Annotated in this window: 25 protein-coding genes; 5 read left to right on the top strand and 20 right to left on the bottom strand. The window is 63.4% G+C overall.

All coding sequences use genetic code 11. From position 1 onward, the window contains the following. Positions 1 to 40: 40 nt before the first annotated feature. The 3 genes from argF to AC13F2_RS08630 form a co-directional block, all read right to left on the bottom strand. Positions 41 to 970, bottom strand: coding sequence for an ornithine carbamoyltransferase (gene argF / locus AC13F2_RS08640; protein ID WP_482599885.1), 930 nt, complete (start codon positions 968 to 970; stop codon positions 41 to 43). Positions 971 to 977: 7 nt separating this feature from the next. Then, positions 978 to 2165 (bottom strand): acetylornithine transaminase, encoded by a 1188-nt coding sequence (locus AC13F2_RS08635; protein ID WP_482965115.1) that lies wholly within the window; start codon positions 2163 to 2165, stop codon positions 978 to 980. A gap of 144 nt (positions 2166 to 2309) precedes the next feature. Continuing rightward, positions 2310 to 3089 carry a cold-shock protein gene (locus AC13F2_RS08630; RefSeq protein WP_482965114.1) on the bottom strand — a complete coding sequence of 260 codons (780 nt, stop codon included), beginning with the start codon at positions 3087 to 3089 and terminating at the stop codon, positions 2310 to 2312. A gap of 246 nt (positions 3090 to 3335) precedes the next feature. Between AC13F2_RS08630 and AC13F2_RS08625 the strand changes: the two genes are divergently transcribed. Together AC13F2_RS08625 and AC13F2_RS08620 are read left to right on the top strand one after the other, a co-directional pair. Next, the gene (locus tag AC13F2_RS08625; protein ID WP_103023053.1) at positions 3336 to 4136 is read left to right on the top strand and encodes a TerC family protein; all 801 of its coding nucleotides are present in this window, start codon (positions 3336 to 3338) and stop codon (positions 4134 to 4136) included. 10 nt (positions 4137 to 4146) lie between these two features. After that, complete coding sequence (locus tag AC13F2_RS08620; protein ID WP_482965113.1) at positions 4147 to 4587, top strand: protein tyrosine phosphatase family protein; 441 nt, start codon at positions 4147 to 4149, stop codon at positions 4585 to 4587. On the opposite strand, the gene AC13F2_RS08615 is transcribed toward AC13F2_RS08620, so the two are convergent. After that, positions 4588 to 6009, bottom strand: a complete 1422-nt coding sequence (locus AC13F2_RS08615; RefSeq protein ID WP_482965112.1) for an amidohydrolase — start codon at positions 6007 to 6009, stop codon at positions 4588 to 4590. Positions 6010 to 6069: 60 nt separating this feature from the next. Here AC13F2_RS08615 and AC13F2_RS08610 point away from each other — a divergent pair, with 60 nt between their 5' ends. From AC13F2_RS08610 to AC13F2_RS08600, 3 genes are read left to right on the top strand one after another with little or no spacing between them, the layout of a single operon-like run. After that, complete coding sequence (locus tag AC13F2_RS08610) at positions 6070 to 6474, top strand: hypothetical protein (protein ID WP_482965111.1); 405 nt, start codon at positions 6070 to 6072, stop codon at positions 6472 to 6474. 5 nt (positions 6475 to 6479) lie between these two features. Continuing rightward, positions 6480 to 7418, top strand: coding sequence for a sterol desaturase family protein (locus AC13F2_RS08605; RefSeq protein WP_482965110.1), 939 nt, complete (start codon positions 6480 to 6482; stop codon positions 7416 to 7418). Positions 7419 to 7442: 24 nt separating this feature from the next. Then, a complete protein-coding gene (locus AC13F2_RS08600; RefSeq protein WP_482965109.1) occupies positions 7443 to 9029 on the top strand; it encodes a GMC family oxidoreductase in 1587 nt (528 codons plus the stop codon). Positions 9030 to 9190: 161 nt separating this feature from the next. Here the strand turns inward: AC13F2_RS08600 and AC13F2_RS08595 are convergent, their stop codons facing one another. The 16 genes from AC13F2_RS08595 to hisN all read right to left on the bottom strand — a co-directional run bounded on the left by AC13F2_RS08595 (position 9191) and on the right by hisN (position 24632). Next, on the bottom strand, positions 9191 to 10513 hold the full coding sequence (locus AC13F2_RS08595) for an ammonium transporter (protein ID WP_234003087.1): 1323 nt from the start codon (positions 10511 to 10513) through the stop codon (positions 9191 to 9193). Positions 10514 to 10533: 20 nt separating this feature from the next. Next, positions 10534 to 10872, bottom strand: a complete 339-nt coding sequence (locus tag AC13F2_RS08590) for a P-II family nitrogen regulator (RefSeq protein WP_103022754.1) — start codon at positions 10870 to 10872, stop codon at positions 10534 to 10536. 145 nt (positions 10873 to 11017) lie between these two features. Beyond that, positions 11018 to 11719 carry an endonuclease/exonuclease/phosphatase family protein gene (locus AC13F2_RS08585; RefSeq protein ID WP_482965108.1) on the bottom strand — a complete coding sequence of 234 codons (702 nt, stop codon included), beginning with the start codon at positions 11717 to 11719 and terminating at the stop codon, positions 11018 to 11020. Between the two features lie 4 nt (positions 11720 to 11723). Beyond that, complete coding sequence (locus AC13F2_RS08580) at positions 11724 to 12596, bottom strand: alpha/beta fold hydrolase (RefSeq protein ID WP_482965107.1); 873 nt, start codon at positions 12594 to 12596, stop codon at positions 11724 to 11726. 37 nt (positions 12597 to 12633) lie between these two features. Continuing rightward, positions 12634 to 14157: a peptide chain release factor 3 gene (locus AC13F2_RS08575; RefSeq protein WP_482965106.1), complete on the bottom strand. Its 1524-nt coding sequence runs from the start codon at positions 14155 to 14157 to the stop codon at positions 12634 to 12636. Positions 14158 to 14258: 101 nt separating this feature from the next. After that, entirely contained in the window at positions 14259 to 15014 is a 756-nt protein-coding gene (locus tag AC13F2_RS08570; protein WP_482965105.1) for an SDR family NAD(P)-dependent oxidoreductase, read from the bottom strand. Next, positions 15011 to 15994, bottom strand: a complete 984-nt coding sequence (locus AC13F2_RS08565; protein ID WP_482600995.1) for a hypothetical protein — start codon at positions 15992 to 15994, stop codon at positions 15011 to 15013. Before AC13F2_RS08565 ends, AC13F2_RS08570 begins: the two co-directional genes overlap by 4 nt. Then, positions 15991 to 18381, bottom strand: a complete 2391-nt coding sequence (gene pheT, locus AC13F2_RS08560) for a phenylalanine--tRNA ligase subunit beta (protein ID WP_482965104.1) — start codon at positions 18379 to 18381, stop codon at positions 15991 to 15993. The genes AC13F2_RS08565 and pheT overlap by 4 nt, the downstream gene beginning before the upstream one ends. Further along, complete coding sequence (gene pheS / locus AC13F2_RS08555) at positions 18378 to 19499, bottom strand: phenylalanine--tRNA ligase subunit alpha (RefSeq protein WP_482965103.1); 1122 nt, start codon at positions 19497 to 19499, stop codon at positions 18378 to 18380. The genes pheT and pheS overlap by 4 nt, the downstream gene beginning before the upstream one ends. A 103-nt stretch (positions 19500 to 19602) precedes the next feature. Next, a complete protein-coding gene (locus tag AC13F2_RS08550) occupies positions 19603 to 20517 on the bottom strand; it encodes a helix-turn-helix domain-containing protein (protein ID WP_482965102.1) in 915 nt (304 codons plus the stop codon). 90 nt (positions 20518 to 20607) lie between these two features. Continuing rightward, complete coding sequence (locus tag AC13F2_RS08545) at positions 20608 to 21480, bottom strand: helix-turn-helix domain-containing protein (RefSeq protein ID WP_482965101.1); 873 nt, start codon at positions 21478 to 21480, stop codon at positions 20608 to 20610. A gap of 117 nt (positions 21481 to 21597) precedes the next feature. Further along, on the bottom strand, positions 21598 to 21957 hold the full coding sequence (gene rplT, locus AC13F2_RS08540; RefSeq protein ID WP_103024611.1) for a 50S ribosomal protein L20: 360 nt from the start codon (positions 21955 to 21957) through the stop codon (positions 21598 to 21600). 23 nt (positions 21958 to 21980) lie between these two features. Further along, positions 21981 to 22184: a 50S ribosomal protein L35 gene (gene rpmI, locus AC13F2_RS08535; RefSeq protein ID WP_050601380.1), complete on the bottom strand. Its 204-nt coding sequence runs from the start codon at positions 22182 to 22184 to the stop codon at positions 21981 to 21983. 118 nt (positions 22185 to 22302) lie between these two features. Next, positions 22303 to 23049, bottom strand: coding sequence for an SDR family oxidoreductase (locus AC13F2_RS08530; protein ID WP_482965100.1), 747 nt, complete (start codon positions 23047 to 23049; stop codon positions 22303 to 22305). A 1-nt stretch (position 23050) separates the two neighbouring features. Continuing rightward, a complete protein-coding gene (locus AC13F2_RS08525) occupies positions 23051 to 23806 on the bottom strand; it encodes an SDR family NAD(P)-dependent oxidoreductase (RefSeq protein ID WP_482965099.1) in 756 nt (251 codons plus the stop codon). A gap of 25 nt (positions 23807 to 23831) precedes the next feature. Beyond that, positions 23832 to 24632: a histidinol-phosphatase gene (hisN, locus tag AC13F2_RS08520; protein ID WP_482965098.1), complete on the bottom strand. Its 801-nt coding sequence runs from the start codon at positions 24630 to 24632 to the stop codon at positions 23832 to 23834. Positions 24633 to 24731 lie beyond the last annotated feature (99 nt).

Below are 24731 nucleotides of genomic sequence, written 5' to 3'. Positions count from 1 at the left end.
GGGCGGGCTGTGGAAAATGGTAGGGTTCGGAAAATTCGCGTCAGATACGGTCGAAACACCAGAGGAGGACCGACTTTTGCGCGTGAATGCGATTTTCGGCCTCGTCGAAAACGACGGATTGCTCGCCCTCGAAAACCTCTTCGCTCACTTCTTCGCCGACGTGCGCCGGCAGGCAATGAAGGAATTTCGCATCAGGCTTGGCCGCCCCCATGAGGCTTTGCGAAACCTGAAACGGCGCCATCGCCGCCAGCTTGTTGTGGACGTGCTCCTGCCCCATGGAAATCCACGTATCCGTGACCACGATGTCGGCCCCGGCTACCGCTTCTTGAGCATCCTGCGTCAATGTTACCGTGGCACCGCCGCTGCGTGCCATTTCGACGAATTCGGTTTCCGGCTCATACCCCTGCGGAATGCCGACGCGGACGTTGAACTTCATCAGTCCCGCAGCTTCGAGAATGGAATGAAGCACATTGTTGCCGTCACCCAGCCAGGCCAATTCCAACCCGGGCAATGCCTTGCCATGTTCGACCACGGTAAGGAGATCGGCGACGATCTGGCACGGGTGCGAGCGGTCCGTCAGGCCGTTGATCACCGGAACGGTCGCATGGCGCGCCATTTCCAGCGCCTTTTCGTGATCGTCGGTCCGGATCATGATCGCATCGACCATCCGGCTGAGCACGCGCGCCGTGTCGGCGATGCTCTCGCCACGGCCTAGCTGACTGGTACCGGAATCCAGGATAAGCGCCGATCCGCCCAGTTGGCGCATGGCGATATCGAAACTCACCCGCGTCCGGGTGGAGCTCTTTTCAAAGATCATCCCCAACACATGGCCGGCAAGTGGCGCATCGGCATCGGGCCTGCCCTTGGCCCAGCCCAATCGCGCCGCCTTGCGGTCCTGCGCATCGTTGATCATGGCGGCAATCGCGTCCCCGCCTGCATCGGAAAGATCGAGGAAGTGCCGCATTGCCATATCCTTATCAGCCCGCCGGATCGTAGCTTGCGGCGCCAGCCGAAAGTTTGTCGAAGAATTCGTCGAATTCGGCATCACCGGCTACCAGCGGCGGAAGAACGCGGAGCGTGTTGTCGCCTGCGGCCACCGTCAGAAGCTGATGATTGTCGCGCAGGTGCACGAAGAACGGGCGGCTCTCGACCTTCATCTTGAGCCCCAGCATCAGCCCCTTGCCGCGAACCAGTTCGAACAGGTCGGGATAGTTGCCAATGAACTGCTCGAGGCGCGAACGCAGCCGTTCGCCCTTCTCGGTGACTTCGGCGAGGAATTCATCATTCGCCACAGCGTCCATCACCGCGCTGCCTGCGGCCATGGCGAGCGGATTACCGCCATAGGTCGATCCGTGCGTGCCGAAGCCCATGCCCCGCGCGGCCTTTTCGGTCGCAAGGCAGGCCCCGAGCGGGAACCCGCCACCGATACCCTTGGCGGTCGCCATGATATCCGGCTCTATCCCGTAGTGCTCGTAAGCGTACAGCTTGCCGGTGCGCGCCACGCCGCACTGAACCTCGTCGAAGATGAGCATCAGATCGTTCTCATCGGCGAGCGCGCGCAGGCAGCGCATGAATTCATCGCTGGCAGGGCGGATACCGCCTTCGCCCTGGATCGGTTCGACAAGGAAGCCGGCCGTTTTGTCGCTCATAAGCGACTTGGCATGTTCGAGATTGTCGAACTCGGCATACTGGAAACCTGCGAGCAAGGGCATGAAACCCTTGTGCATCTTTTCCTGATTTGACGCGCTGATTGTCGCCATGGTGCGGCCATGGAAAGCATTCGTGAAAGTGATCAGTTCGGTACGATTGTCATCGCCATCTTCATGTTGGTGGTAGGCACGCGCCGTCTTGATCGCGGCCTCGACCGCTTCGGCGCCGGAATTGGTGAAGAAGACCGTATCGGCAAAGGTCTTGTCGACCAGACGCTGGGCCAGCGCCTCGCCCTGCGGGCTGCCGTAAAGGTTGGAGACGTGCATCAGCGTCTCTGCCTGCTGCTGGATTGCGCCGATCAGACCCGCATGGCTGTGGCCGAGCAGATTGACCGCAATGCCGCTGGCGAAATCGAGGTAACGCGTGCCGTCTTCGTCGATCAGATGGCAATGCTCACCCTTGACCGGACGAACGCCACAGCGGGGATAGACGGGCATTAGCGGTGAAATCGACATAGGGCCTCCTGCTGCACCTCTTGGCGGGTGCGTTTCAACTTCAAAGACAAATGGCGGTCCCTTGAGGAACCGCCATCTGCGTGTTTGCCAGCGATCTATTGCGTCGCGCCTTGCGGGTCAAACCCCCAAGACGGCCTGCTCTTCTCAGTCCTGTGCGGGGACGAGGTTGACCGCCGAATATTTGCCGCGTCGGTCGACTTCGAGATCGAATTCGAACCGTTCGCCTTCGTTGATACCGGCAAGACCCGAACGTTCGACTGCGCTGATGTGAACAAACGCATCCGGCTGGCCATCGTCGCGGGTCAGGAAGCCGAAGCCCTTCATCGAATTGAAGAACTTGACCGTGCCCGTTGCCTTTTCGCCGGTCAGTTCGCGCCGAGGTGCCGCCTCGCGTTCACCGCCACGCTCGCCGCGGTCACCGCCGCGCGACTGCACGGGAATGACGTCGCCAACGACCTGAAGATCCTGTGCGGATACCTTCCCGCCGCGATCCACGAGGTTGAACTCCAGTTCCTGCCCTTCGGCCAGGCCTTCGAGCCCTGCACGTTCGACTGCGCTGATGTGCACGAACACATCTTCGCCGCCGCTATCCTGCTGGATGAAGCCAAAGCCCTTCTGGCCGTTGAAGAATTTCACCGTACCCTTGCCGGTGCCGACGACCTGTGCCGGCATGCGGTTGAAGCCGCCGCCACCACCGCCGCCGCCACCACCGCCGCCGCCGCCGCCGCCGCGATTGCCGCCACCGAAACCGCCACCGCGATTCCCGCCGCCAAAGCCGCCGCGATCACCGCCGCCGAACCGATCGCCCTGGAACGCCTCGTGCGGAGTGAAATCGCCCGGGGGGCCACCGAAACTATCGAAATTGTCTTCCCCGAAACCGTCGCGTTTGTCCTTTCCGCGGCGGCGTCCTCTGTCGTAACCCATAACTCGAACAATACCTTGTCGTGCAGCCGCAAATCAGAAGCCACCGATACGAGGACTGCATGCCGTATCGACGCGGGCGGGCACGTAACCCTCCCTTTATGGAGCCATCATAGCGCGAAAGATCGTCAGGTGCGAATGATTTACGTGCAACAGTGAGCAAACCCTACAATTGTGACATTTTCGCATAGGAGATATTGCGCAAAACACATCTTGAACGAAGCGAAGGGCGCAGGCAGAGGCGGCTCGATGGAATTTTTGACCCTTCTTTCGGACCCGTCAGCATGGCTGGCGCTCCTGACCCTGATCGCGCTCGAGGTCGTGCTGGGCGTCGACAACCTGATCTTCATCGCGATCCTTTCGAACAAGTTGCCCGAGCACCAGCAGCAGCGCGCTCGCCGCATCGGGCTGACACTTGCGCTCGTCATGCGGATCGGCCTGCTGATGCTCATCGGCTGGCTCGTCACATTGCAGACGCCGATCTTCGATCTCGGGCTGGTCGGTGCGCCGAACGAATATGGCAAGCCGAGTTTCGAAACCGCCTTTTCCGGGCGCGACCTTATCCTGCTGGTGGGCGGCCTTTTCCTGTTGTGGAAGGCGACCAAGGAAATCCATCACTCGATGGAACCGGAAGACAATTCCGGCGAGTTGCTGGACAAGACGCCCGGCGCGGGCGACGCGGCCAAGGCGACGTTCGGCACCGTCATCGCGCAGATCGTCGCTATCGATATCGTATTCTCGGTCGATTCGATCCTCACGGCCGTCGGCATGACGGACCAGATTCCGATTATGGTCACCGCGGTCGTAATCACGGTCGGCATAATGCTGGTGGCAGCCGACCCGCTGGCCAAATTCATCGAAAAGAACCCGACGCTGGTCATGCTCGCCCTTGCATTCCTGGTCATGATCGGGCTCGTGCTGATCGCCGATGGCTTCGGCTTCCATGTGCCCAAGGGTTATATCTATGCCGCCATGGGCTTTTCGGTCGGAGTCGAAATTCTCAACATCGTTCAGCGCAAGCGCCGGGCGGCGAAATCAAATCCTGTCTAGGAACCCCCTCATGAGCGAATTCCGCAAACTGTCCGACAGCTTCTATGCCAGCCCCCAGGTAACGCCGCAGGAAATCTCCGAAGCGGCAGCGATGGGCATCACGCTGGTGGTGAACAATCGTCCCGACGGCGAAGCGCCGGACCAGCCCGAGGGCACGGCTATCGAGGCGGCAACCCGTGCAGCCGGGATGGATTACCTCGCCATCCCGATCGGTAGCGCCGGCTTCAGCGAACCGCAGGTCGAGCAATTGCAGGATGCGCTTGCCGCTGCGAGCGGGCCGGTGCTCGGCTTTTGCCGTTCGGGCACACGCTCGACCCTGCTCTGGTCGCTCGCACGCGCACGCACGGGCGAGGACCCGGAAGAAATCAGCGAAGCTGCAGCCTCGGCCGGTTACGACGTCAGCCCGGTTCGCCCGGCCATGGACATGTTCGCCGCCCGCGCCCGCACCTGATTATTTGCGATAATCGAGCGGCGGGGCGCGATCGCCGAGCAGCGATTCGTAGACGTAATCCTCGCCCCGCGCCGCGATGAATTCCGCCTTGGCGGTCTCGCGCAATTGCGGGTTGGTATAAAGTTCTTTCGCAGCGAGCATCATCGCCTTCGCCGCATGCTGGGTGCCTTTGGCACCATAGCTGTGGCCGCTTGCGGCGACTGCCTGCCAGCTATGCGCCGCCGTTCCCGGAACCCAGGTGGCGGTGCGCACGCTGACAGTCGGCACGGCCCGGCTGACATCGCCGACGTCGGTCGATCCGTATCCCGTAAGTACCGCGTAATCTTCGATCTGCGCCGCTTCCGCCAGCTCTGGCGCGTCGTCGCCCAGGCTTTCGCGAATCGTGGCGGCCCAGGCCAATTCATCTGCAGTGTATTTGAGCGGCTCGAGCTGACGCAGCTTGGCATCCATCATTTTCTGCAGCGATTCGACCGGCAGCGTGGGGTTGTTGCCGTGGATGATCTCCCAGTCCACTTCGGTCCCCGTGCCCATCGCGGCACCCTTGGCCGCCGCCTCCAGGCGAGGCCACAAGGCCCGCACTTCGTCCGCATCGGAATGGCGCACGTAATAGAACACCTCGGCGAAATCGGGGACGACGTTGGGCGCCTTGCCCCCATCGGTAATGACATAATGGATGCGCGTATCCATCGATGTGTGTTCGCGCATCATATTGACCATCATGTTCATCGCCTCGACCCCGTCGAGTGCGCTTCGCCCACGCTCCGGTGCACCGGCGGCATGGGCCGAAACACCGCGGAACCGGAACTTGCCCGACCGGTTGGCGAGGCTCATCCGCGATGCGGCGGAATTGCGGTCCGCCGGATGCCAGTCGATTACGAAATCGGCATCGTCGAACAGGCCGGCCCGCGCCATATAGACCTTGCCCGATCCACCTTCTTCGGCAGGCGTCCCGTATAGGCGTACGCGTCCCGGTGTGCCGGTCGCCTCCAGCCAGTTGCGGATGGCGATTGCCGCACTGAGAGAGCCGGCGCCGAACAGATTGTGCCCGCAGGCATGGCCGGCATGCTTGTCCGCAACCGGATCACGCGTCGGCTCGGCGGACTGGGTGATTCCGGGCAGGGCGTCGAATTCCGCCAGCAGCCCGATGACAGGACCGCCTTCGCCCCATTCCGCGATGAAGGCGGTCGGAATGTCTGCAACGCCCGGCCGGATCGTGAACCCTTCCTTCTGCAGTTCGTCGACCAGCAGCCCGCTGGAGCGCGTTTCGAGATAACCCAGTTCCGCAAATTGCCATATCTGCTGGGCCACGCGCTCGGTGCGCTCTGCCTCCGCTTCCACCTGCGCGATGGGGTCGGCGGTTTGCGCACACACGGGCGCTGCGATGAGCGCCGCGCCGGCTGCGAGGATGGCGATTGGTTTCATGTTTTTCTCCCTGTTGCGGCCTGCTTGCCGCAAAGCGCGGCGCGTGCCAACGTCTGCCACATGGAATTGCCACCGGCCCTGCTCCAGTTCCTCGGATCCCTGGCGGCGATCTTCGCGCTGGCCGGCGTGGCCGTGTGGCTGAAACTGGGCCCCGCCCCTCGCCTCGCCGATGAAACGGAAGCCCGGATTGCTGCCGAAGAGGCCGTCAGCGGTTTCGAACCGGTCGCGATCGGGCTGGATCGCGATGGCCGCGGCGCCCTGCTGCGCGACGCTGCCGGGCGCGTACTGCTCCTGCGCCCGCATGGCGTGCATTTCGCGGGCCGGATCCTGTCGGGAGCCGCCAGTGTTCGGCGCGATGGCGACATGCTCGTCATCGACACTGCGGAAAGGCGTTACGGCGCGGCGCGGTTGGCGCTCGATGACGCTTCCGCTTGGGTCGAGACAATAGAAGCGGTAAAGAGCTGATCGCCATGCCCGATTTCTCGCCTACCGAACTGGCAGTTCCCGGCTTCATCGCTCTCGTGCTGATGGAGATGATCTGGGCCTGGCGCAAACGCCCCGACGCCTATGAACCAAGGGATACGCTCACCAGCCTTGCCTTCGGTCTCGGCAGTACGGTCGCTGGCCTGCTGTCCGGCGGGGTGTTTCTCGCGCTGTTCATCTGGCTTTGGCAGTTTCGCCTGTTCGATGTGCCGTGGACCTGGTGGGCCTTTGTCTTGTGCTTCGTGCTCGACGACCTGAAATATTACTGGGTGCACCGTTTCGGCCACCGCGTCCGCTGGTTCTGGGCGAGCCATGTGAATCACCACTCAAGCCAGCACTACAATCTCTCAACCGCACTGCGGCAGACGTGGACCGGCTTCCTCACGCTGGGCTTCGCCTTCGCGCTCCCGCTGGTCCTTCTCGGCTTTCATCCCATCATGATAGCCATCTGCGGCGGGTTCAACCTGATCTACCAGTTCTGGATTCACACCGAAGCGATCGATCGCATGCCACGCTGGTTCGAAGCAGTGATGAACACGCCCAGCCATCACCGCGTCCACCATGCGACCAATCCGCGCTATCTCGATCGCAACTATGCCGGCGTCTTCATCGTGTGGGACAAGATGTTCGGCACCTTCGAGCCGGAGGTGAAGGGCGAAAAGATCCGGTACGGCATCGTCAAACAGCTCGGCAGCTTCAATCTGGTCTGGGCGGTGTTCCATGAATGGGTGGGCATTGTGCAGGATATGTGGCGAGCGCCATGGAAGCACAAATTGTCCTATCTCTTGCGCGAACCCGGCTGGACCCATGACGCAAGCCGCGAAACGTCCGACCAGATAAGGGCGCGCTGGCTGGAACGGCAGGGCATGCAGGAAAATTCCGTTTCATCGGAAAACCCGATTGCGGGCGAGGCGGAGCCTGCCTAACCTCTCCGGTGGAGAGGAGTACCCATGGACGAATTCGATGTCATCGTGATTGGCGGCGGCAGCGGCGGGAGTGCCGTTGCGGGGCGGTTGGCGCAAGCCGGCAAGAACGTCTGCCTGCTGGAGGCCGGAGGCCGGAACAACGGCATGCTGGTCAAGACGCCCGGCTTCATGCCCTTCCTGCGCGACGCGCAGAATTACCGGTTCGAAACCGTTCCGCAGAAAGGCCTGAACGGACGGGTCGGCTACCAGCCGCGCGGGCGGGGCCTGGGCGGATCCTCGGCGATCAATGCCATGATCTATATCCGCGGCAATCGCTGGGATTACGACAATTGGGCTGCGCTCGGCTGCCGCGGCTGGGCTTATGACGACGTGCTCCCCTATTTCAAACAGGCCGAACACAATGTGCGCGGTGCTGATGAATTTCACGGCGCCTCGGGCCCCTTGTGGGTGAGCGACCAGAAATGGGCCAATCCGGGCAGCCTTGCCTTTGTCGAGGCAGCGACCGAACTGCAATTGCCCCGCAACGCCGATTTCAACAATGACCGGCAGGAAGGTTTCGGCCTTTATCAGGTCACCCAGAAGGACGGGGAACGCTGGTCGGCCGCGCGAGCCTATGTGGAGCCGTTAAGGGGCTCGCGGAATCTGGACGTCCGCATCGGCGTCAGCGTGCAGAAGCTCGATATCGAGGGAGGTCGTGTCACCGGCGTGACCTATACGGTCGGCGACAGGCAGCGACAGGTGAAGGCCCGCGGCGCCGTGGTGCTGTCGGCTGGCGCCTTCAATTCGCCGCAGATCTTGATGCTTTCCGGGATCGGGCCCGCCGCCCATCTGAAAGATCACGGCATCGACGTGGTGATCGACAAGCCGGCCGTGGGCAGCGACCTGCAGGATCATGTCGACTACGTCTCCAGCTGGCAGACCGAAAGCCGGGACTTCATCGGTGACAGTCTGGCCGGCACCATCCGCATGGCCAAGGCCATTCTCGAACATCGGCGCAAGCGGACGGGTATCATGACCACGCCCTATGCCGAGGCAGGCGGTTTCTGGAAGGTCATGCCCGATGCCCCCGCCCCGGACGTGCAGTGGCACTTCGTCCCTGCCATGCTGGAAGACCATGGCCGAACCAAGGTGAAGGGGCACGGCTTCTCGCTGCACGCCTGTGTGCTGCGTCCCGAAAGTCGCGGGACCGTTCGCCTTGCCGGGCGAGATGCGCAGCACGCTCCGCTGATCGATCCCAATTTCCTCGACGATGATCGCGACATGGCCATTCTGCGCGAAGGTGTGCGGCTGTCCCATCGGATCGTCGCTTCGCCCAGCATGGCGCAGTACGCGCCGCAGGACCGCTATCCCATCGATCTCGACGATGATGCGCAGCTCGACGATCTCATCCGCAATCGTGCCGATACCGTCTATCACCCGGTCGGCACCTGCCGGATGGGGGCGGATGCCGATGCCGTGGTCGATCCGACGCTGAAGGCTCGCGGGGTGGATGGGCTTTATGTGGCCGATGCCAGCGTCATGCCGCGGCTGGTCAGCGGAAACACGAATGCGCCCAGCATCATGATCGGGGAACGCTGCGCCGATTTCGTGAAGGCAGCCCTCGCCGCTTAGGACGCCCCCGCCCTCCTCTATCGGCAAGCCCGGCGGATACGAAAAAAGGGGCCGGAGACTAATCTCCGGCCCGGTAAAGTCGGTGTTCGCAGGAGGAACACGGTTAGACGGGGGCACCCGAGGAGAGGAGAGAGAGTAGGCGCCCCCGCCAAGCTTCGAATTCAGTTGTAGGCACGTTCCCCATGCTCGCCGATGTCGAGGCCGTCGCTTTCGACTTCCGGGGTGACCCGCAGACCGGTGATGACCTTGGTGATGAGCGTCGCGATCACGGTTCCAACCGTTGCCCAAACGATGGCGACGACCACGGCGACGATCTGCGTCGTTACCTGAGCCCCCATCGCATATTCTGCTGCATCGCCGGGTCCGCCAAGCGCGGGCGAATAGACGATACCCGTGCCGATCGCGCCGACGATGCCCGCAATGCCGTGGATCCCGAACACGTCCAGCGCATCGTCGTAACCCAGCTTCGGCTTGAGCTTGGCAACTGCGAAATACGCGATCACCGAAGCCACGATACCAAGGACCAGCGCTCCGAACGGGCCGCTGTTACCGGCCGCCGGAGTGACGGCGACGAGACCTGCAATGATGCCCGAGGCAAAGCCCAGGGCCGATCCCTTGTGCCCGGCAAAGCGTTCCATCAGCATCCAGGCCAGGGCACCTGCGGCGGTGGCGACGAAGGTGTTGATCATGGCGAGACCGGCGGTTCCGTCCGCTTCGAGTTCCGAGCCGGCATTGAAACCGAACCAGCCGACCCACAGCAGGCCTGCGCCCACCAGCGTCAGCGTCAGGCTGTGCGGCGGCATCGGTTCTCCGGGATAGCCCTTGCGCTTGCCAAGGAACATGGCGAGCACCAGTGCCGAGACACCGGCATTGATATGCACCACTGTACCGCCGGCGAAGTCGAGCGCGCCCATTTCGAACAACAGGCCGCCGCCCGCCCACACCATGTGCGCGATCGGGAAATAGACGATCGTCAGCCAGATGGCGGTAAACAGCATGGCGGCAGAGAACTTCAGCCGCTCTACCGTCGCGCCCAGCACCAGCGCAGCGGTAATCGCGGCGAAAGTCATCTGGAAGCTGACGAAGACATATTCGCTGATGACTTCATCGCTGAAAGTCGCTGCAGTGCTGTCGGTCGTCACCTGGCTCAGGAACAGATTGCCCCAGCTGAAGAAGGCATTGCCTTCCGGCCCGAAGGCGGTCGAATAGCCCCACATCACCCAGATCAGCATCGCAAGGCACGCTGCCCCGCCGACCTGCGTAATGGTGGAAAGCATGTTCTTGGAGCGGGTGAGACCGCCATAGAACAGCGCGAGCCCCGGCAGGATCATCAGCAGCACCAGGATTGTGGCCGTCATCATCCAGGCATTGTTGCCGGGATTGGGCACGGCAGCGGCAGCTTCGGCAGCCTCCTGGGCGAAAGCCGCGACCGGCGTAAGCAGCGCGATGCCGGTGGCAACGCTGCGAGAAAGTGTTCGAAACATCATGGGTCCCATCCTGTCCGTCAGAGCGCGGTGTCGCCGGTTTCGCCGGTGCGAATGCGGGTGGCGCTGGCGAGGTCGAAAACGAAGATCTTGCCGTCGCCGATCGCATCGGTGGTGGCAGTCTGCTGGATCGTCTCGACCACTTGCGGGGCGAGGTCGTCGCTCGCGGCGATCTCGAGTTTCACCTTCGGCAGCATATTGGTCGAATATTCCGCGCCGCGGTAAATCTCGGTCTGGCCCTTCTGGCGGCCGAAGCCCTTGACCTCGGTAACGGTCATTCCAGCCACCCCGATGCCCCCCAGGGCCTCGCGGACCTCGTCGAGCTTGAACGGCTTGATGACGGCGATGATGAATTTCACGCGCTCACCCCCTCGTGTGATCTACCGGCCCAAGCACCGGCATTCGCAGACGCAGCAAAGTGCGTGCCAAAAACGTTTTCGGTAAGATTTGGACGCTAAGCGCGGGACCGACGCAACATTCGCTGCCCGATAATTAGGCATGTGCCTATTTTTTGATCAGGGAAAGTACGGCCTTCACCGGCAAATGGTCGGACGCAACCGTCGAAAGCGCCGTGTGATGAACATCCGAAGAAACGACGTCCCAATGGGTGCTGGCCACGATCCGGTCGAGCGTCGCCACCGGCTGCCTGCTCGGATAGCTGCGCCCGGGCGTGACGATGTGCCAGCCTTGCGCAAATTCACGCATGGCGCCTGTCTGCCGGCCCCACTGGTTGAAATCGCCCATGATCACCGTCGGCAAATTGCGGTCGCAGGCGTTGCAGAACCCCAGCAATGAACGGATCTGGTCGCGTCGCCGAAGACCCGACAGGTCGAGATGCGTTCCGATCACCCGCAGGCTGCGCCCCTCGACAACGATTTCTCCGCAGGCCGCGCCGCGTGGTTCGATGGTCGGCAGATCCAGCGCCTCGCCCGATACGATGTCGATCCCGCGGCGGACGAGCAGGGCATTGCCATGCCAGCCGATGCTGCGCGGCCGCCGCGCCACCTCGATCACGCGCCAGCGCGTATCGTCGATATCGGCACGCGGCAGCACGCTGGCGCGCTCGCCGATGCGCCGGTCTGCTTCCTGCAGCGCAATGATGTCGGCATCGATCTCGTGCAGGACGGACAGGATGCGTTCGGGGTCGCGCCTGCGGTCGAGCCCGACGCCCTTGTGGATGTTGTAGCTGGCGAAAGTAAGCTGCACCGTATCAGAGGAACTCGCGGATCGTCTTCATGAAACGGTCGAACTGATCGTGATGCAGCCAGTGACCCGCATTCTCGAATTCGATCACCTCGGCATTGTTGAAATGGTCCAGCCGGCCATCCCCTTCCGGGTTGGAGGCCCAGCTGTCCGCACCATAAAGCAGCAATGTCGGCGCCGTGATGGCGGCCCAGGTCTGGTGCTGGAATTCGTCCGCCACATCTTCGACGCCCCATACATTCAGATGCGGATCGAACTTCCAGCTGTAGGTGCCGTCCTCGTTCTTGTTCACGCCGTGCAGCGTCAAATGGCGCGCCTGGTCTTCGGTGAGGAACTTGTTCTCCTCGATCATCCGGCGAAAGGCCGCCGCGATACTTTCGTACTTGCGCGGCGAGCGGCCCGATGCGGCGCGCTTCTTGCCGATCCATTCGGCCATTCGCTCGGGGTAAGGCGTTTCGCGCTGCTCGGCCTGCCGCGCCGGGCTAGGGCCGAGCCCTTCGATCGCCACGATCTTGCGTACCATGTCGGGAAAGGTCCCGGCATAACGCAGGGCGACGTTTCCGCCCATCGAATGGCTGACGATCGTCACCGGCCCCCGGTCGAGCTGGTGGATGAACTGGGCAAGGTCATAGACCATGTCGTTGGCCATGTAATTGCCGTCGCTGACCCAGTCGGAATCGCCGTGCCCGCGGTGATCGAAAGCGGTGACGTGCCAGTCCCTGCACAGCTCTTCCGCGACCCAGTCCCAGCTGCGCGCATGATCGCGCCCGCCATGCACCAGCACCAGCGGCGGCGCGTCGCGATTGCCCCAATCGACGTAATTGAGGCGCAGGCGCTGCGATATGAAGGTCTGCGATGTCGGTCCGGCGTGTAACGTCATGCCATGGCTTTGCCGCGAAGGCGCCTGCCGTGCAACCTCAACGCTCCTTCGTGGCGGAGAAGGTAAGGTCCGGGTTCTTTTCCTGCTGATAGTTCACGTCCCACGGGCTCTTGGCCATGAAGACGAGGTCCCCGTCGCGATCCTTGGCGAGGTTGGACACGTTGAACTTCTCGAAGTCGTTCATCGCCTTGTCCTCGCCCCTGATCCAGCGCGCAGTGGCAAAGGGCGATGCTTCCAGCCTGGCTTCCACCTTGTATTCGGCCAACAGCCGGCTGATCAGCACGTCGAGCTGCAACTGGCCGACCACGCCGACGATCCACTGCCCGCCCAGCTCGGGATAGAACACCTGGATCACGCCTTCTTCGGAAAGATCGTCGAGCGCTTTGCGCAACTGCTTGGTCTTGGTCGGATCGACCAGCGCGACACGGCGCAGGATTTCCGGCGCGAAATTGGGCAGGCCGGTAAAGCGGATCGCATTCTTCTCGCTCAGCGTATCGCCCACGCGCAGCGTGCCGTGGTTCGGGATGCCGATGATGTCGCCCGGCTCCGCCGTGTCGGCCACCTCGCGGTCCTGCGCGAAGAACAGGATCGGCGAATGGATTGCCACCGGCTTGCCGAGGCCCGACGGCGTCAGCTTCATGCCGCGTTTGAACGTGCCCGATACCTGCCTCATGAAGGCGATGCGGTCGCGGTGGTTGGGGTCCATATTGGCCTGCACCTTGAAGATGAAGCCGGTCACCTCGTCGCGCTCCGGGCTTATCTGTTCTTCGCCCGCGGGCTGCGGACGCGGCGGCGGGGCGTATTTCGCGATTGCCTCGATCAGCTCGGTCACGCCGAAATTCTTCAGCGCCGATCCGAAATAGACCGGTGTCAGATCGCCATTGCGATAGGCTTCCAGATCGAATTCGGGATAGCCGATCTGCGCCAGTTCGATGTTCTCGGCAAAGCGTTCGGGGATTTCGGCGTCGCAATCGCGCGTGCCCCTGAACTCCTTGCTCGGCCCCCCGGGCCGCGCGATGCAGCCGGTCTCGAAATCGAGCACGCCTTCGAACTCGCCGCCCATGCCCACCGGATAGGCCTGCGGGCTGACGTCCAGCGCCAGCATGTCGGCGATCTCGTCGAGCAGTTCGAACACCGGCCGCCCTTCACGGTCGACCTTGTTGACGAAAGTGATGATCGGCACGCTGCGCAGGCGGCAGACTTCGAACAGCTTGCGCGTCTGCGGTTCGATGCCCTTAGCCGCGTCGATCACCATGATCGCCGAATCGACCGCCGTCAGCGTGCGATAGGTGTCTTCGGAAAAATCCTCGTGCCCCGGCGTGTCGAGCAGGTTGAAGGTGATCCCCTCGCGCTCGAACGTCATGACCGAACTGGTTACCGAAATGCCGCGCTGCTGTTCGATCTTCATCCAGTCGGACCGCGCCCGCCGCGCCTGCCCGCGCGCCTTGACCTCGCCGGCAAGATGGATGGCGCCGCCGGTCAGCAACAGCTTCTCGGTCAGCGTGGTCTTGCCCGCGTCGGGGTGGGAAATGATGGCGAAAGTACGGCGATTGGAAGTCATGACATGTCTCTGCTGTGGTCATCTCCGCGCAGGCGGGGATCCAGGGTCGGGCAAGCGTGGCGCTCGACGGGATTCCCGCCTTCGCGGGACCGACGCGCTCGCTAGGGCTCCCTGGCCACCCGGAACCCTGCGAAATCCTGGTTCACCGGCATCAGTTCCAGGCGGTTGATGTTGAGATGCGGGGGCAATTGCGCGATCCACAGGATCGTATCGGCGATGTCCTGCCCGGTCATCGGATTGGCACCGCGATACAGATCGTCGCTCGCTTCCTGGCTGCCGGTGCGCACCAGCGTGAATTCGGTTTCGACCATGCCCGGCTCGATGCTGGTCACCCGCACGCCGGTGCCGTGCAGATCGGCCCGCAGCGCCAGGGTGAAATGGTTCGCGAAGGCCTTCGACCCGGCATAGACGTTGCCGCCCGGATAGATGTAACTGCCCGCAACCGAACCGATGGCGATGATCGCGCCCTTGCGCTCGATCAGCACGGGCAGCAGCTTGCGGGTCAGCACCACCATGGCCGTCACATTGGTGTCGATCATCGTCTGCCAGTCGTCGAGATTGGATTCCTGCGCGGGCGACAGGCCCTGCGCCAGCCCGGCATTGTTGACCAGCAGGTCGATCCCGCCGAAGTCCTCGGGTAACGCTGAGATCGCGGCGTCCATCGCAGCGGCATCGCGCACGTCGAAACAGGCCGGGTGGACCTTGTCCTCGCCCAGATCCGCCACCAGCGCATCGAGCCGTTCCTGCCGCCGCCCGGTCGCGACACAGCGCCAGCCGTTCGCCACCAGCGTACGGACGGTGGCTTCGCCGATTCCGGCGGTGGCGCCGGTTACGAATGCGGTACGTGTCTGTGTCATCTTCGAACTCCTGTAGCGGCTGCCAGCAGCGCCTCGGCCCGCCACTGCGGATCCCGGAAAGCGCGCGTCTGCCAGTTCGGCAGCAACCGGTCGACCAGCAGCATCAGCGCCAGTCCTTCATCCTGCGACCACTGGCTACCGTCGCGGCGGACTTCCCGCAGCGCCGTTTCCGCATCCAGCGATCCGCCGCGCGCACTCATATAGTGACGATAGGCGAGCCATTGACCCATGCCTTCCATCGTCAGGAAAATATCGTCGAACGCGCGATAGAACCGGCGCTTCCCGGTGAAGAAGCGCGCACGCCGGTCGCGCATCGCCGCCAGCGCTTCGCGCCCGATACGGCGTGCTTCCGCATCGCTGGGCGCAGCAGCGGCGGCGAACAGCAGATCGCGCTCGCGCTCATAGGCCGCGCGATAGGCTGCATCATCGCCGAACCGGTTCTGCACCATGTCGTCGTTGAGGTCGTCTTCCGAAACGCCGTTCGCCCGCCCCAGCCGGTCAAGCAGCGGTCCGGCCAGTCCGCCCTGCCGCGTATGCATGATCTCGTGCAGCAGGACCCCGTCCATCAGCCCTTCCACGCCAAGCCCGCTCTGCACATTGGCGGCGCGCCATACGCTGGGCAGGCTCATCACGAAATAATCCGTCGCACTGCCGGTCGCAAAGGATACGGGCCCCAGCGGCAACTCGCGCCCGTCGGGCAGGCTGGGGTGCCCCTCATGCGGGGTGCCGACCATGCGATCGAACCGCCCCGCCGGCATGATGTAAAGGCAGCGGTCGTCCAGCGTCACCACGTCGGGCAGCGGGTCCGGATCGATGCCCAGATCGCGCCGCGCCGACACCTGCCAATTGTCCAGCGCGCCTTTCAGCCACGTCCGGTCGCCCTGCGTCATGACACAGCCATCCTCTTGCGCCGCGGCGCCGGTGCAGGCCGTGGAAAGCAGCAGGCCAAGCGCAAGGATCGGGCTGCGCGTGCGTGTCACCCCCGCAGCTCCGCGCCCTGCTTCGCAGCAGCAGCCACGATCTTGTCGGAAATCGCCTTGATCTCCGCATCGGTGAAGCTCTTCTCGCCGGGTTTCAGCAGCACTTCCACCGCTACCGACTTTTTGCCTTCCGGCACGCCCTGCCCGGCAAACACGTCGAACACGCGCGCGGAAACGATCGCCTGCTTGTCCGCGCCCTTTACCGCGCGGACCAGATCGGCGGCGGCAAGTTCGCCCGGTACGAGGAAGGCGAAGTCGCGGCTGATCGTCTGCAAGGCGGGCGGTGCATAGGCAGCGCGCGCAAAACTCCCGCCGCCTTTCTTCGCGGGCAGCGCGTCGAGGAATATCTCGACCGCCATCACCGGACCGTCCGCGTCGAATGCCTTCAGCGTGCGCGGATGCAGCGCGCCGAACCGGGCCAGCACGTTCTTGGGGCCCAGCCGCAGCGTGGCGGACTGGCCCGGATGGAACTGGTCGCCCGCTTCACCCATCACCATCAGATTGTCGATCGGCGCGCCGGCCGCTTCGAGCAGCGCCATGGCTTCGGCCTTGGCGTCATAGGCGTCGACCGGCACGGCTTTGCCCGTGCTCCAGCCGCGCGCGGTCTTTTCGCCCGCCAGCACCACGCCAAGCGTCGGCTTCTCGTCGCTCGCGCCGTCTTTCCCGACAAAATACCGTCGCCCGATTTCGAACAGGCGCGCACCGGCAGCGCCGCGGTCGGCATTACGCTTGGCGGCAGACAGCAGCCCGGGGATGAGCGAGGGGCGCATGGCTTTCATGTCCTCGCTGATCGGGTTGTCCAGCACCCACAATTGCGCTCCGTCCGCGAAATATTCCGCGTCGGCAGTCGGCAGGAAGGACCAGGTCACCGCTTCGTTCAGCCCGCGCGCGGCAGCGGCGCGGCGCAGCTTGCGCTCGACCTGCTGCAGCGGCGTGGCGGTCGGCCGGGCCACGCCCTCGACGCGCGGCAGCGCGACGCTCTCGACCTTGTCGAGCCCGTAAATGCGAACCACTTCCTCGACCAGATCGGCCGGGCCTTCGATATCGTGGCGACGCAGCGGGCAGGTCACCTGCCAGTCGCCTGCCACTTGGAAGTCCAGCGCTTCCAGGATCGCGCGCTGCTCGTCCTGCGGCACATCCACCCCGCCGAGCCGTGCCGTCAGGCCGGGATCGAACGCAACGACCTTCGGCTGGTTCGGCGCTTCGCCGGCGCGCACTACCTGTGTCGGTACACCGCCGCAGGTCTGCACTATCAGGTCGGTCAGCAGCGCCAGTCCCTCGTCGAGGAACGCCGGATCGACTCCGCGTTCGAAGCGCGTGCGCGCATCGGATGCCAGACCAAGCTTGCGCCCCGTCACGCCGATACGCGTGGGATCGAAATAGGCAATCTCCAGCAGCACGTCGCTGGTATCCTCGCCCGCGCCCGAATGTTCACCGCCCATGATCCCGGCGATGTCATGCACCCCGGCTTCGTCGGCGATCACGGTCATCGTATCGTCGAGCGTATAGGTCTTCTCGTTCAGCGCCTCGACCGTCTCGCCGTTCTTGGCGCGGCGCGCTGTCACGGCCCCGCTCAGCTTGGCAAGGTCGTAGACATGGGCCGGACGGCCGGTCGAAAGCATCAGGTAATTGGTGCAGTCCACCAGCGCGCTGATCGGGCGCTGGCCCGCAGCCTTGAGGCGGCGCTGCATCCAGTCGGGCGATGCGCCATTGGTCACGCCCCTGATGACGCGCCCGTAAAATGCGGGGCAGCCTTCGGGATCGTCGATCCGGATTTCGGTCGGGCATGCGCCGTCGCCTTCTATCGCGGGCACTTCGGGCGCCTTGAATGTGCCGAGCCCCGCTGCAGCCAGATCGCGCGCGATACCCATCACGCCCATGCAGTCTGGCCGGTTCGGCGTGATTGCCACATCGAACACGGGCGATGCATTGCTATATTCGGCAAAGCTGGTGCCCGTCGGCGCATCCTCGGGCAGTTCGATGATGCCGTCGTGTTCGTCGCCCAGTTCCAGTTCGCGAACCGAACACATCATGCCATTCGATTCGACGCCGCGGATCGCGCTCTTGCGCAGTTCCATTCCGTTCGCGGGGACCACCGCGCCCGGCAGGCCGAGCACGCCTTTCATCCCCGCGCGCGCATTGGGCGCACCGCAGACGACCTGCAGCGGGTCACCCTCGCCGGTATCGACGCTCAGCACCTGCAGCTTGTCGGCATCGGGGTGCGGCCCCGCCGTCAGCACATGCGCGACGCGGAAGCCGGCCAGCTTGTCGGCCGGGTCCTCGATACCTTCGACCTCGTGGCCGATCCGGTTGAGCGCGGACGCAATGTCGGCGACCGAAGCGTCGGTCTCGAGGTAATCCTTCAGCCATTCGAGCGAGAACTTCATGCCTTCGCTCCCACGCCTGCGGAAAGGGTCGGCTGGTCGAAGGCCGAAAAGCCGTAATGATCAAGCCATCGCTGGTCGCCGTCGAAGAAGGCGCGCAAATCGTCCATCCCGTATTTGAGCATGGCGAGCCGGTCGACGCCGAGCCCCCATGCGAAACCCTGCCATTCGTCGGGGTCGAGCCCCGCAGATTCGATCACGCGGCGATTGACCATGCCGCTGCCGAGCAATTCCATCCAGCCATGGCCCGGCGCATCGCCGTCGCCGCCCAGAACCTTGCGGCCGTTCACGTCTTCCCAGCCCACATCGACCTCGACCGATGGTTCGGTGAAGGGGAAATAGCTGGGGCGCAGGCGCAGGACGATATCGTCGCGCTCGAAGAACGCCTTGAGGAAGGTCTCCAGCGTCCATTTCAGATGGCCCAGGTGGATGCCCTTTTCGATCACCAGACCTTCGACCTGGTGAAACATCGGCGTGTGGGTCGCATCGCTGTCGCTGCGATAGACGCGGCCCGGCGCGATGATGCGGATCGGCGCGCCGCGCTCGACCAACGATCTGATCTGCACCGGAGATGTATGTGTTCGCAGCAGCATGCGTGTGTTCGGCGCATTATCAAACGTATGATCGACATGCTTTTGCGGGAAGTAGAACGTGTCGTGCATGGCCCGCGCGGGGTGCGTTTCGGCCATGTTGAGCGCAGTGAAATTGTGCCAGTCGTCCTCGACTTCCGGCCCTGTCGCGACGGAAAATCCAAGGTCTGCAAAGATTTCCGCCAGTTCGTCCATCACCTGGCTGACCGGGTGGACCGAACCCCTGGGCGCTTCCGGCGCCGGCAGCGTCAGGTCGATGCCCTCGCCCGCAAGCCGCGCTTCAAGCTCTGCATTTTCAAGCACTTCCTTGCGCGCCGCGATCGCATCGGCAGCCTCCGTGCGCAGTCCGTTGAGCAGCGGCCCCTGCACCTGCCGCTCTTCCGGCGACATCCCGCCCAGCGTCTTCATCAGGCCCGAAATCGACCCCTGCTTGCCGAGGAATTCGATCCGCAGTGCTTCGAGCGCTGCTGCATCGGGAGCGTTTTCGATCCGCGTCAGCGCATCGGTCTTGAGTTGGTCGAGGTCGGTCATCGGATCCGCTTGGAACTGTAGGAATTGTCTCTGCGCAGCCCCTAGCCGCATGTGCACAAATGCTAAAGCCCCGTTTCCCGCCGACCGGCGGCACGTTCCCGCATCACGCCTTCGGGCGGTTCGCCTTCACCTGTGCCGCGGGGCTGTGCAGCACCTGCATCGCTTCGCCCGCGACCGCCATACGCGCATGCGCCGCCGCGGCCAGGATCGGGTGCGGCAACCGGGCGTATTCGCTCGGCGACATGGTCATGAAGCGCTTGAAATCGCGCACGAAATGCGCCTGATCGTGATAATGCGTGTCGAGCGTGTCGATCCATTTGAGCGAAGGGTCGAGCATGAATTTCGCCAGACTGCGGATGAAGCGTTGACGGCGCAGCAGCAGCTGCGGACTGAAACCGAACACGCGGCCGCAGAACCGTTCCATCGTGCGCATTCCCATACCCAGCGCCCCCGCAAGCTCTGCCACGTTATGCATGTGCGGATCGACCAGAGCCTGCTCGCAGCGCAGTATTTTCGCCTCATGCGCCGCCGGCTCCGCGAAAATTCCCGCGAGGTGACGCAGGAGGGCGTCCCGCTCCGCCACGAGATCGCGGTCTTGCTCCGGGATACAATCGCACAGGGCCCGCAGCCGGGACAGAGCCGGGTCGGTGTCGACATCGGCATGGCGGTCGGCATAGTCGCTTGCAGGGGCAGATGTCAGCCGCGCCCAGCCGAGCGGCATCAGGCCGATTCCCCATGACCTGCCATTGGCGGCGCGGAACCGCGTGGTGACACTCGTCGGTCCGGTCAGCAGGGCCCGCGGCATTCGCTCAAGCGGACCGCCGCCAAGTGCCGCTTCGATGTTGCGATCAGGAATGATGCGCAGATTGGCCCATTCGGGATGCAACCAGTCTTCGACAGGTTCCTTCCCGCATCCGGATACCTCCAGATGATACAGCGTGGTGACATAGGGGCTCAGCCCTGGTGGTGGCAGGAAGAACCGCAAGGAAATCGCATCGAGCGCGCCTCCTTTACTCATCGCCATTCCACCCGGCCAATAGCCCGTATCACTTGCGCCCCCGCACACATTCTAGTTGTCCCCTTGGCAATTCCAGACCCGCAGCCAAAGCTATCCGGGCTTGTCGAGCGTCTGCACCGGCGACCCCCAGACCTTCTTTCGTTCCGCCATGAAGGCACTCAGCACAGGGTGCGGCTTTGCGGCATATTCGCTCGGCGCGCACTGCATGAAAGCATGAAACTCGTGCACGAAATGCGACTGGTCGTGATAATGGCGGTCGATCACCCGCGACCAGTTCGCCCGCGGCTCCAGCATGAAGGCGGCGAGGCTGCGCATCAGTCTTTGCCGCCGTAGCAGCAGGCGCGGCGAAAAGCCGAAATGCCGCAGGCAGATCCTCTCCAGCGTCCGCTTCGAAAGTCCGCATTTCTGGGCCAGCTCTTCGACCTGAACGATATACGGATCCACCATGGCTTCGTGTATGCGCTGAATACGGGCGCAGTCCCGCGGTGGATCGGCCAGATTGCGAAAAAAGTCGGTCAGCCATTCGAACTGCTCTTCGTCCGAATGATCCGGCGTACACAGCTTTTCGCATAAGGGAACGAACGGGGCGAAGGCCGAGCTGTGTTCGCCATCGACGACGGTATTGGCATGTTCGCATGCGTCGAGCCCGACAAAGCGCGCCCAGCCCAGGGGAAACAGTCCGATGCCCCACATGCGGGTACGACCGATGGTAAAGTGCGTCGGGCACGAACTCGGGCCGGTTGCCTGAAAGCGCATGCCTTCCACCCGCGAACCGTCGGTAAAATCGGCCGCCGGGGCATTACCGGCAAAGAAGCGCAAATTGGCCCATTCCGGCTGCAGCCAATCTTCCAGGATCTCGCCTTCGGGTAAATCGACCTCCACGCGATAGAAGCTGGTGAAACACGGAGCGAGGTCGGCAGGCGGCGCAAAAAAGCGCACGTCGATAGCTTTATGTGCAGTCAATCTCCCCCTCCCCTCCACACCAGAAGTATAGCCGGTTGTAGGCGAGCGACAAGGCGCACACGAAAAAGGGCGCCCCTTGCGGAGCGCCCTTTCGAAAAGTCGTTTGAGGCAAGGACCTTAGGCGGGAAGCGCCTTCTTGGCCTGCTCGATGATCGCCTTGAAGGCCGCGCCTTCGTTCATGGCGAGGTCTGCCATTACCTTGCGATCCAGCTCGATGCCGGCCAGCTTGGTACCGTGCATGAACTGCGAATAGGTCAGGCCTTCGGCGCGAACTGCCGCGTTGATACGCTGGATCCACAGAGCGCGGAAATTCCGCTTCTTGATCTTGCGGTCGCGGTAAGCGTACTGGCCGGCCTTTTCGACCGCCTGACGGGCGATGCGGATGGTGTTCTTGCGACGGCCGCGATAGCCCTTCGCCTGATCGAGGATCCGCTTGTGCTTCTGGCGCGTGGTGACGCCGCGTTTAATGCGAGGCATTTCGTATTCTCCTTAAATCGCGCTCAGTCGAGGCCGTAGGGGGCCCACTTTTTCACCGTACGGCTGTCGGCTTCCGACAGGACGGTGGTGCCGCGGTTCTGGCGAATATACTTCGCATTGTGGCTGATCAGGCGGTGGCGCTTGCCGGCGACACCATGCTTGACCTTGCCGGTTGCGGTGATTTTGAAGCGCTTTTTCACACCGCTTTTGGTCTTCAGCTTGGGCATTTTCATCTCCTTTACAGAGACACGTCGCGCCAGCCCTGGCAGCCCTTACGGCCAGACCGGCGGTGAATCACGTGTCGGTGAAGGGCGCGCGTCTAGCGATTCTGCGGGCAAAAGCAAGTCAGAAGTGGGTCAGGTAGCCCCCGTCGACCGCCAATGTGTGCCCGGTGATGTAACTCGCTTCGGGGGAGGCGAGGAACGCCACTGCCCCGCCGATCTCATCCGGATCGCCCCACCGGCCCAGCGATGTCCGCCGCTCCAGATGCTGCGCAATGCCCGGATCGGTGGACATTTCCTCGTTCGCCTCGGTCGCGAAATAGCCCGGCGCCACTGCGTTGACGGTAATGCCGGTGCCGCCAAGCTCTGCCGCGAAGGCTCTCGTCAGGGCGGCAAGCCCGCCCTTGCTGGCCGTGTAGAGAATATCGCCGCGGGCTATTTCGGCAGCGATGGAGGTTATGTTGACAATACGCCCATAGCCGCGCGCTTCCATCAACGGGACAGCCCGCCGCGCGAGATCGAAGGGAGCGACAAGGTTGGTCGCCAGCATGGCCGCCATGTCCTCTCGCCGCAGCTGCGCAAGCGAACGCCGATCACGCTGGCCGACATTGTTTACGAGGATGTCGAGCCCGTCTTCGGCCAGTGTTTCGAAGGCCGCTGCGGTCGCATCGTCATCGCCGATGTCGAATGCCAGCACGCGCGCATCGCCGCCGATCCGGTCGGCCGCGTCGCCAAGCGCAGCCCTGTCACGACCATTCAGCCAGACGCTCGCCCCGGCACGCACCAGGCGTTGCGCGATCGCAAACCCCAGCCCGCGCGCAGCCCCGGTGACAAGCGCTATGCGCCCCTCCAGTGAACCCTCCACATTCATGTCAGTGCTCGTAGATCATCTTGACCGTCATACCACCGTCGATGTTGAGATGCTGCCCCGTCACGAAGCCGGCCTCATGCAGATAGGCGACCGCCTGGGCAATGTCTTCGGGACGTCCGATCCGCCCAGCGGGATGCTGATCGCGATCTTTTGCACGGTGATCCGGATTGCTGCGCTGGCCCGTTTTCTGCCACGGCCCCGTTTCGATCCACCCCGGACGTATCGCATTGACGCGGATCTTGGGGCCCAGGGACACGGCAAGCGAATGGGTCAGTGCATCGAGACCGCCCTTTGCCGCAGCATAGGCAAAGGTGTCCGGTTCGCTCATCACCGCACGGGTAGAGGACATGTTCACAATGCTGGCGGTTTGCGCGCGGCGCAGAAGCGGGAGGGCCGATCGGGTCACGAGAAACGCGGCCGTCAGGCTGGCATCTACCCACGCCTGCCAGTCCTTCAGCGCCAGCTGTTCCAGCGGCCCTGCATAGGGATCGGCAATGCCGGAATTGTTCACTACGCAGTCTAGCGGATCGCCGTCCAACCAGTCTTCCACGCGCTCGAAAGCGCCCGCGACGGCGCCTTCCCTGCCGACGTCGGCTGTCAGGAACAACGCCGTTTCGCGCGGCAGCGCATCGCGCAGTTCCGCCAGCGCCTCCGCGTCCCGGTCCAGCCCGATGACGCGCCAGTCGAGGCCGTGAAAATGCATGGCGATGGCGCGGCCAATGCCATTGCCTGCGCCGGTTATCAGTATCGTTCGCATGCAACGCAAACGAGAACGGGGTCGATCAGTGCCTGTGACCGTGCGCCGAAGAACCGCCCATCGCTTCCAGCACATCGTCAAGCCGGGCCGCATCGCCGAGGGCGATCACGCGGCCGTCGCTTCCCGCGTCAAGCGGGTTGCCCTGCCAGTCGCTCATCACCCCACCGGCGCCTTCGACCACGGGGACGAGCGCCGCGAAATCATACAGCTTGAGCCCGGCTTCGATGACCACGTCGACATGGCCGCTCGCGACCAATCCGTAATTGTAGCAATCGCCGCCATATATAATCTTCCGTTCGGCCACCGCCTTGGCGACGCCCATGAATGCATCGACGTCGTCGCCAGAAAACTGATGCGGGCTGGTGGTCCCCAGCACTGCGTCGGAAAGGTCCTTGCATGGCGCGGCGCGCGCGGGCTTCCCGTTGAAGGTCGTCCCTTCGCCGATCTGCCCGACCCAGCGTTCCCGCGCGATAGGTTGATCGATCACGCCCAGCACCGGCCAGCCATCCTGCACTAGGGCGATCAGCGTGCCGAAGATCGGGCGCCCGGCGATGAAGCTGGTCGTTCCATCGATCGGATCGAGAACCCACTGCCGTGCGGCACCTTCGTTGCGTGTGCCATATTCCTCGCCGATGATCCCATCGTCTGAACGCTCGCTTTCGAGGATTGATCGCATCGCCGCTTCGGCTGCACGGTCGGCTTCGGTCACGAAGCTCTGGTCTGGTTTACGCTCCTGCGACCATTCGCCGCGAAAGAGGGGCCGGATGGCTTCCCCTGCGGCATCGGCGAGACGATTGGCGAGCGCGAGATCGGAATTTCTTTGCATTTGAACCCATTTGGCTCAATGCTCGGCCCGGTCAAGACGACACATAGTGACAATGTCATGCCCTTCGGGTCGCATCGAAGGGGGAAATGATCCGCATTG

This window comes from Qipengyuania sp. L-5Y (assembly GCF_056859455.1).
Note: the sequence above shows the minus strand (reverse complement) of the source record. Positions and strands in the feature narration are given on the sequence as shown.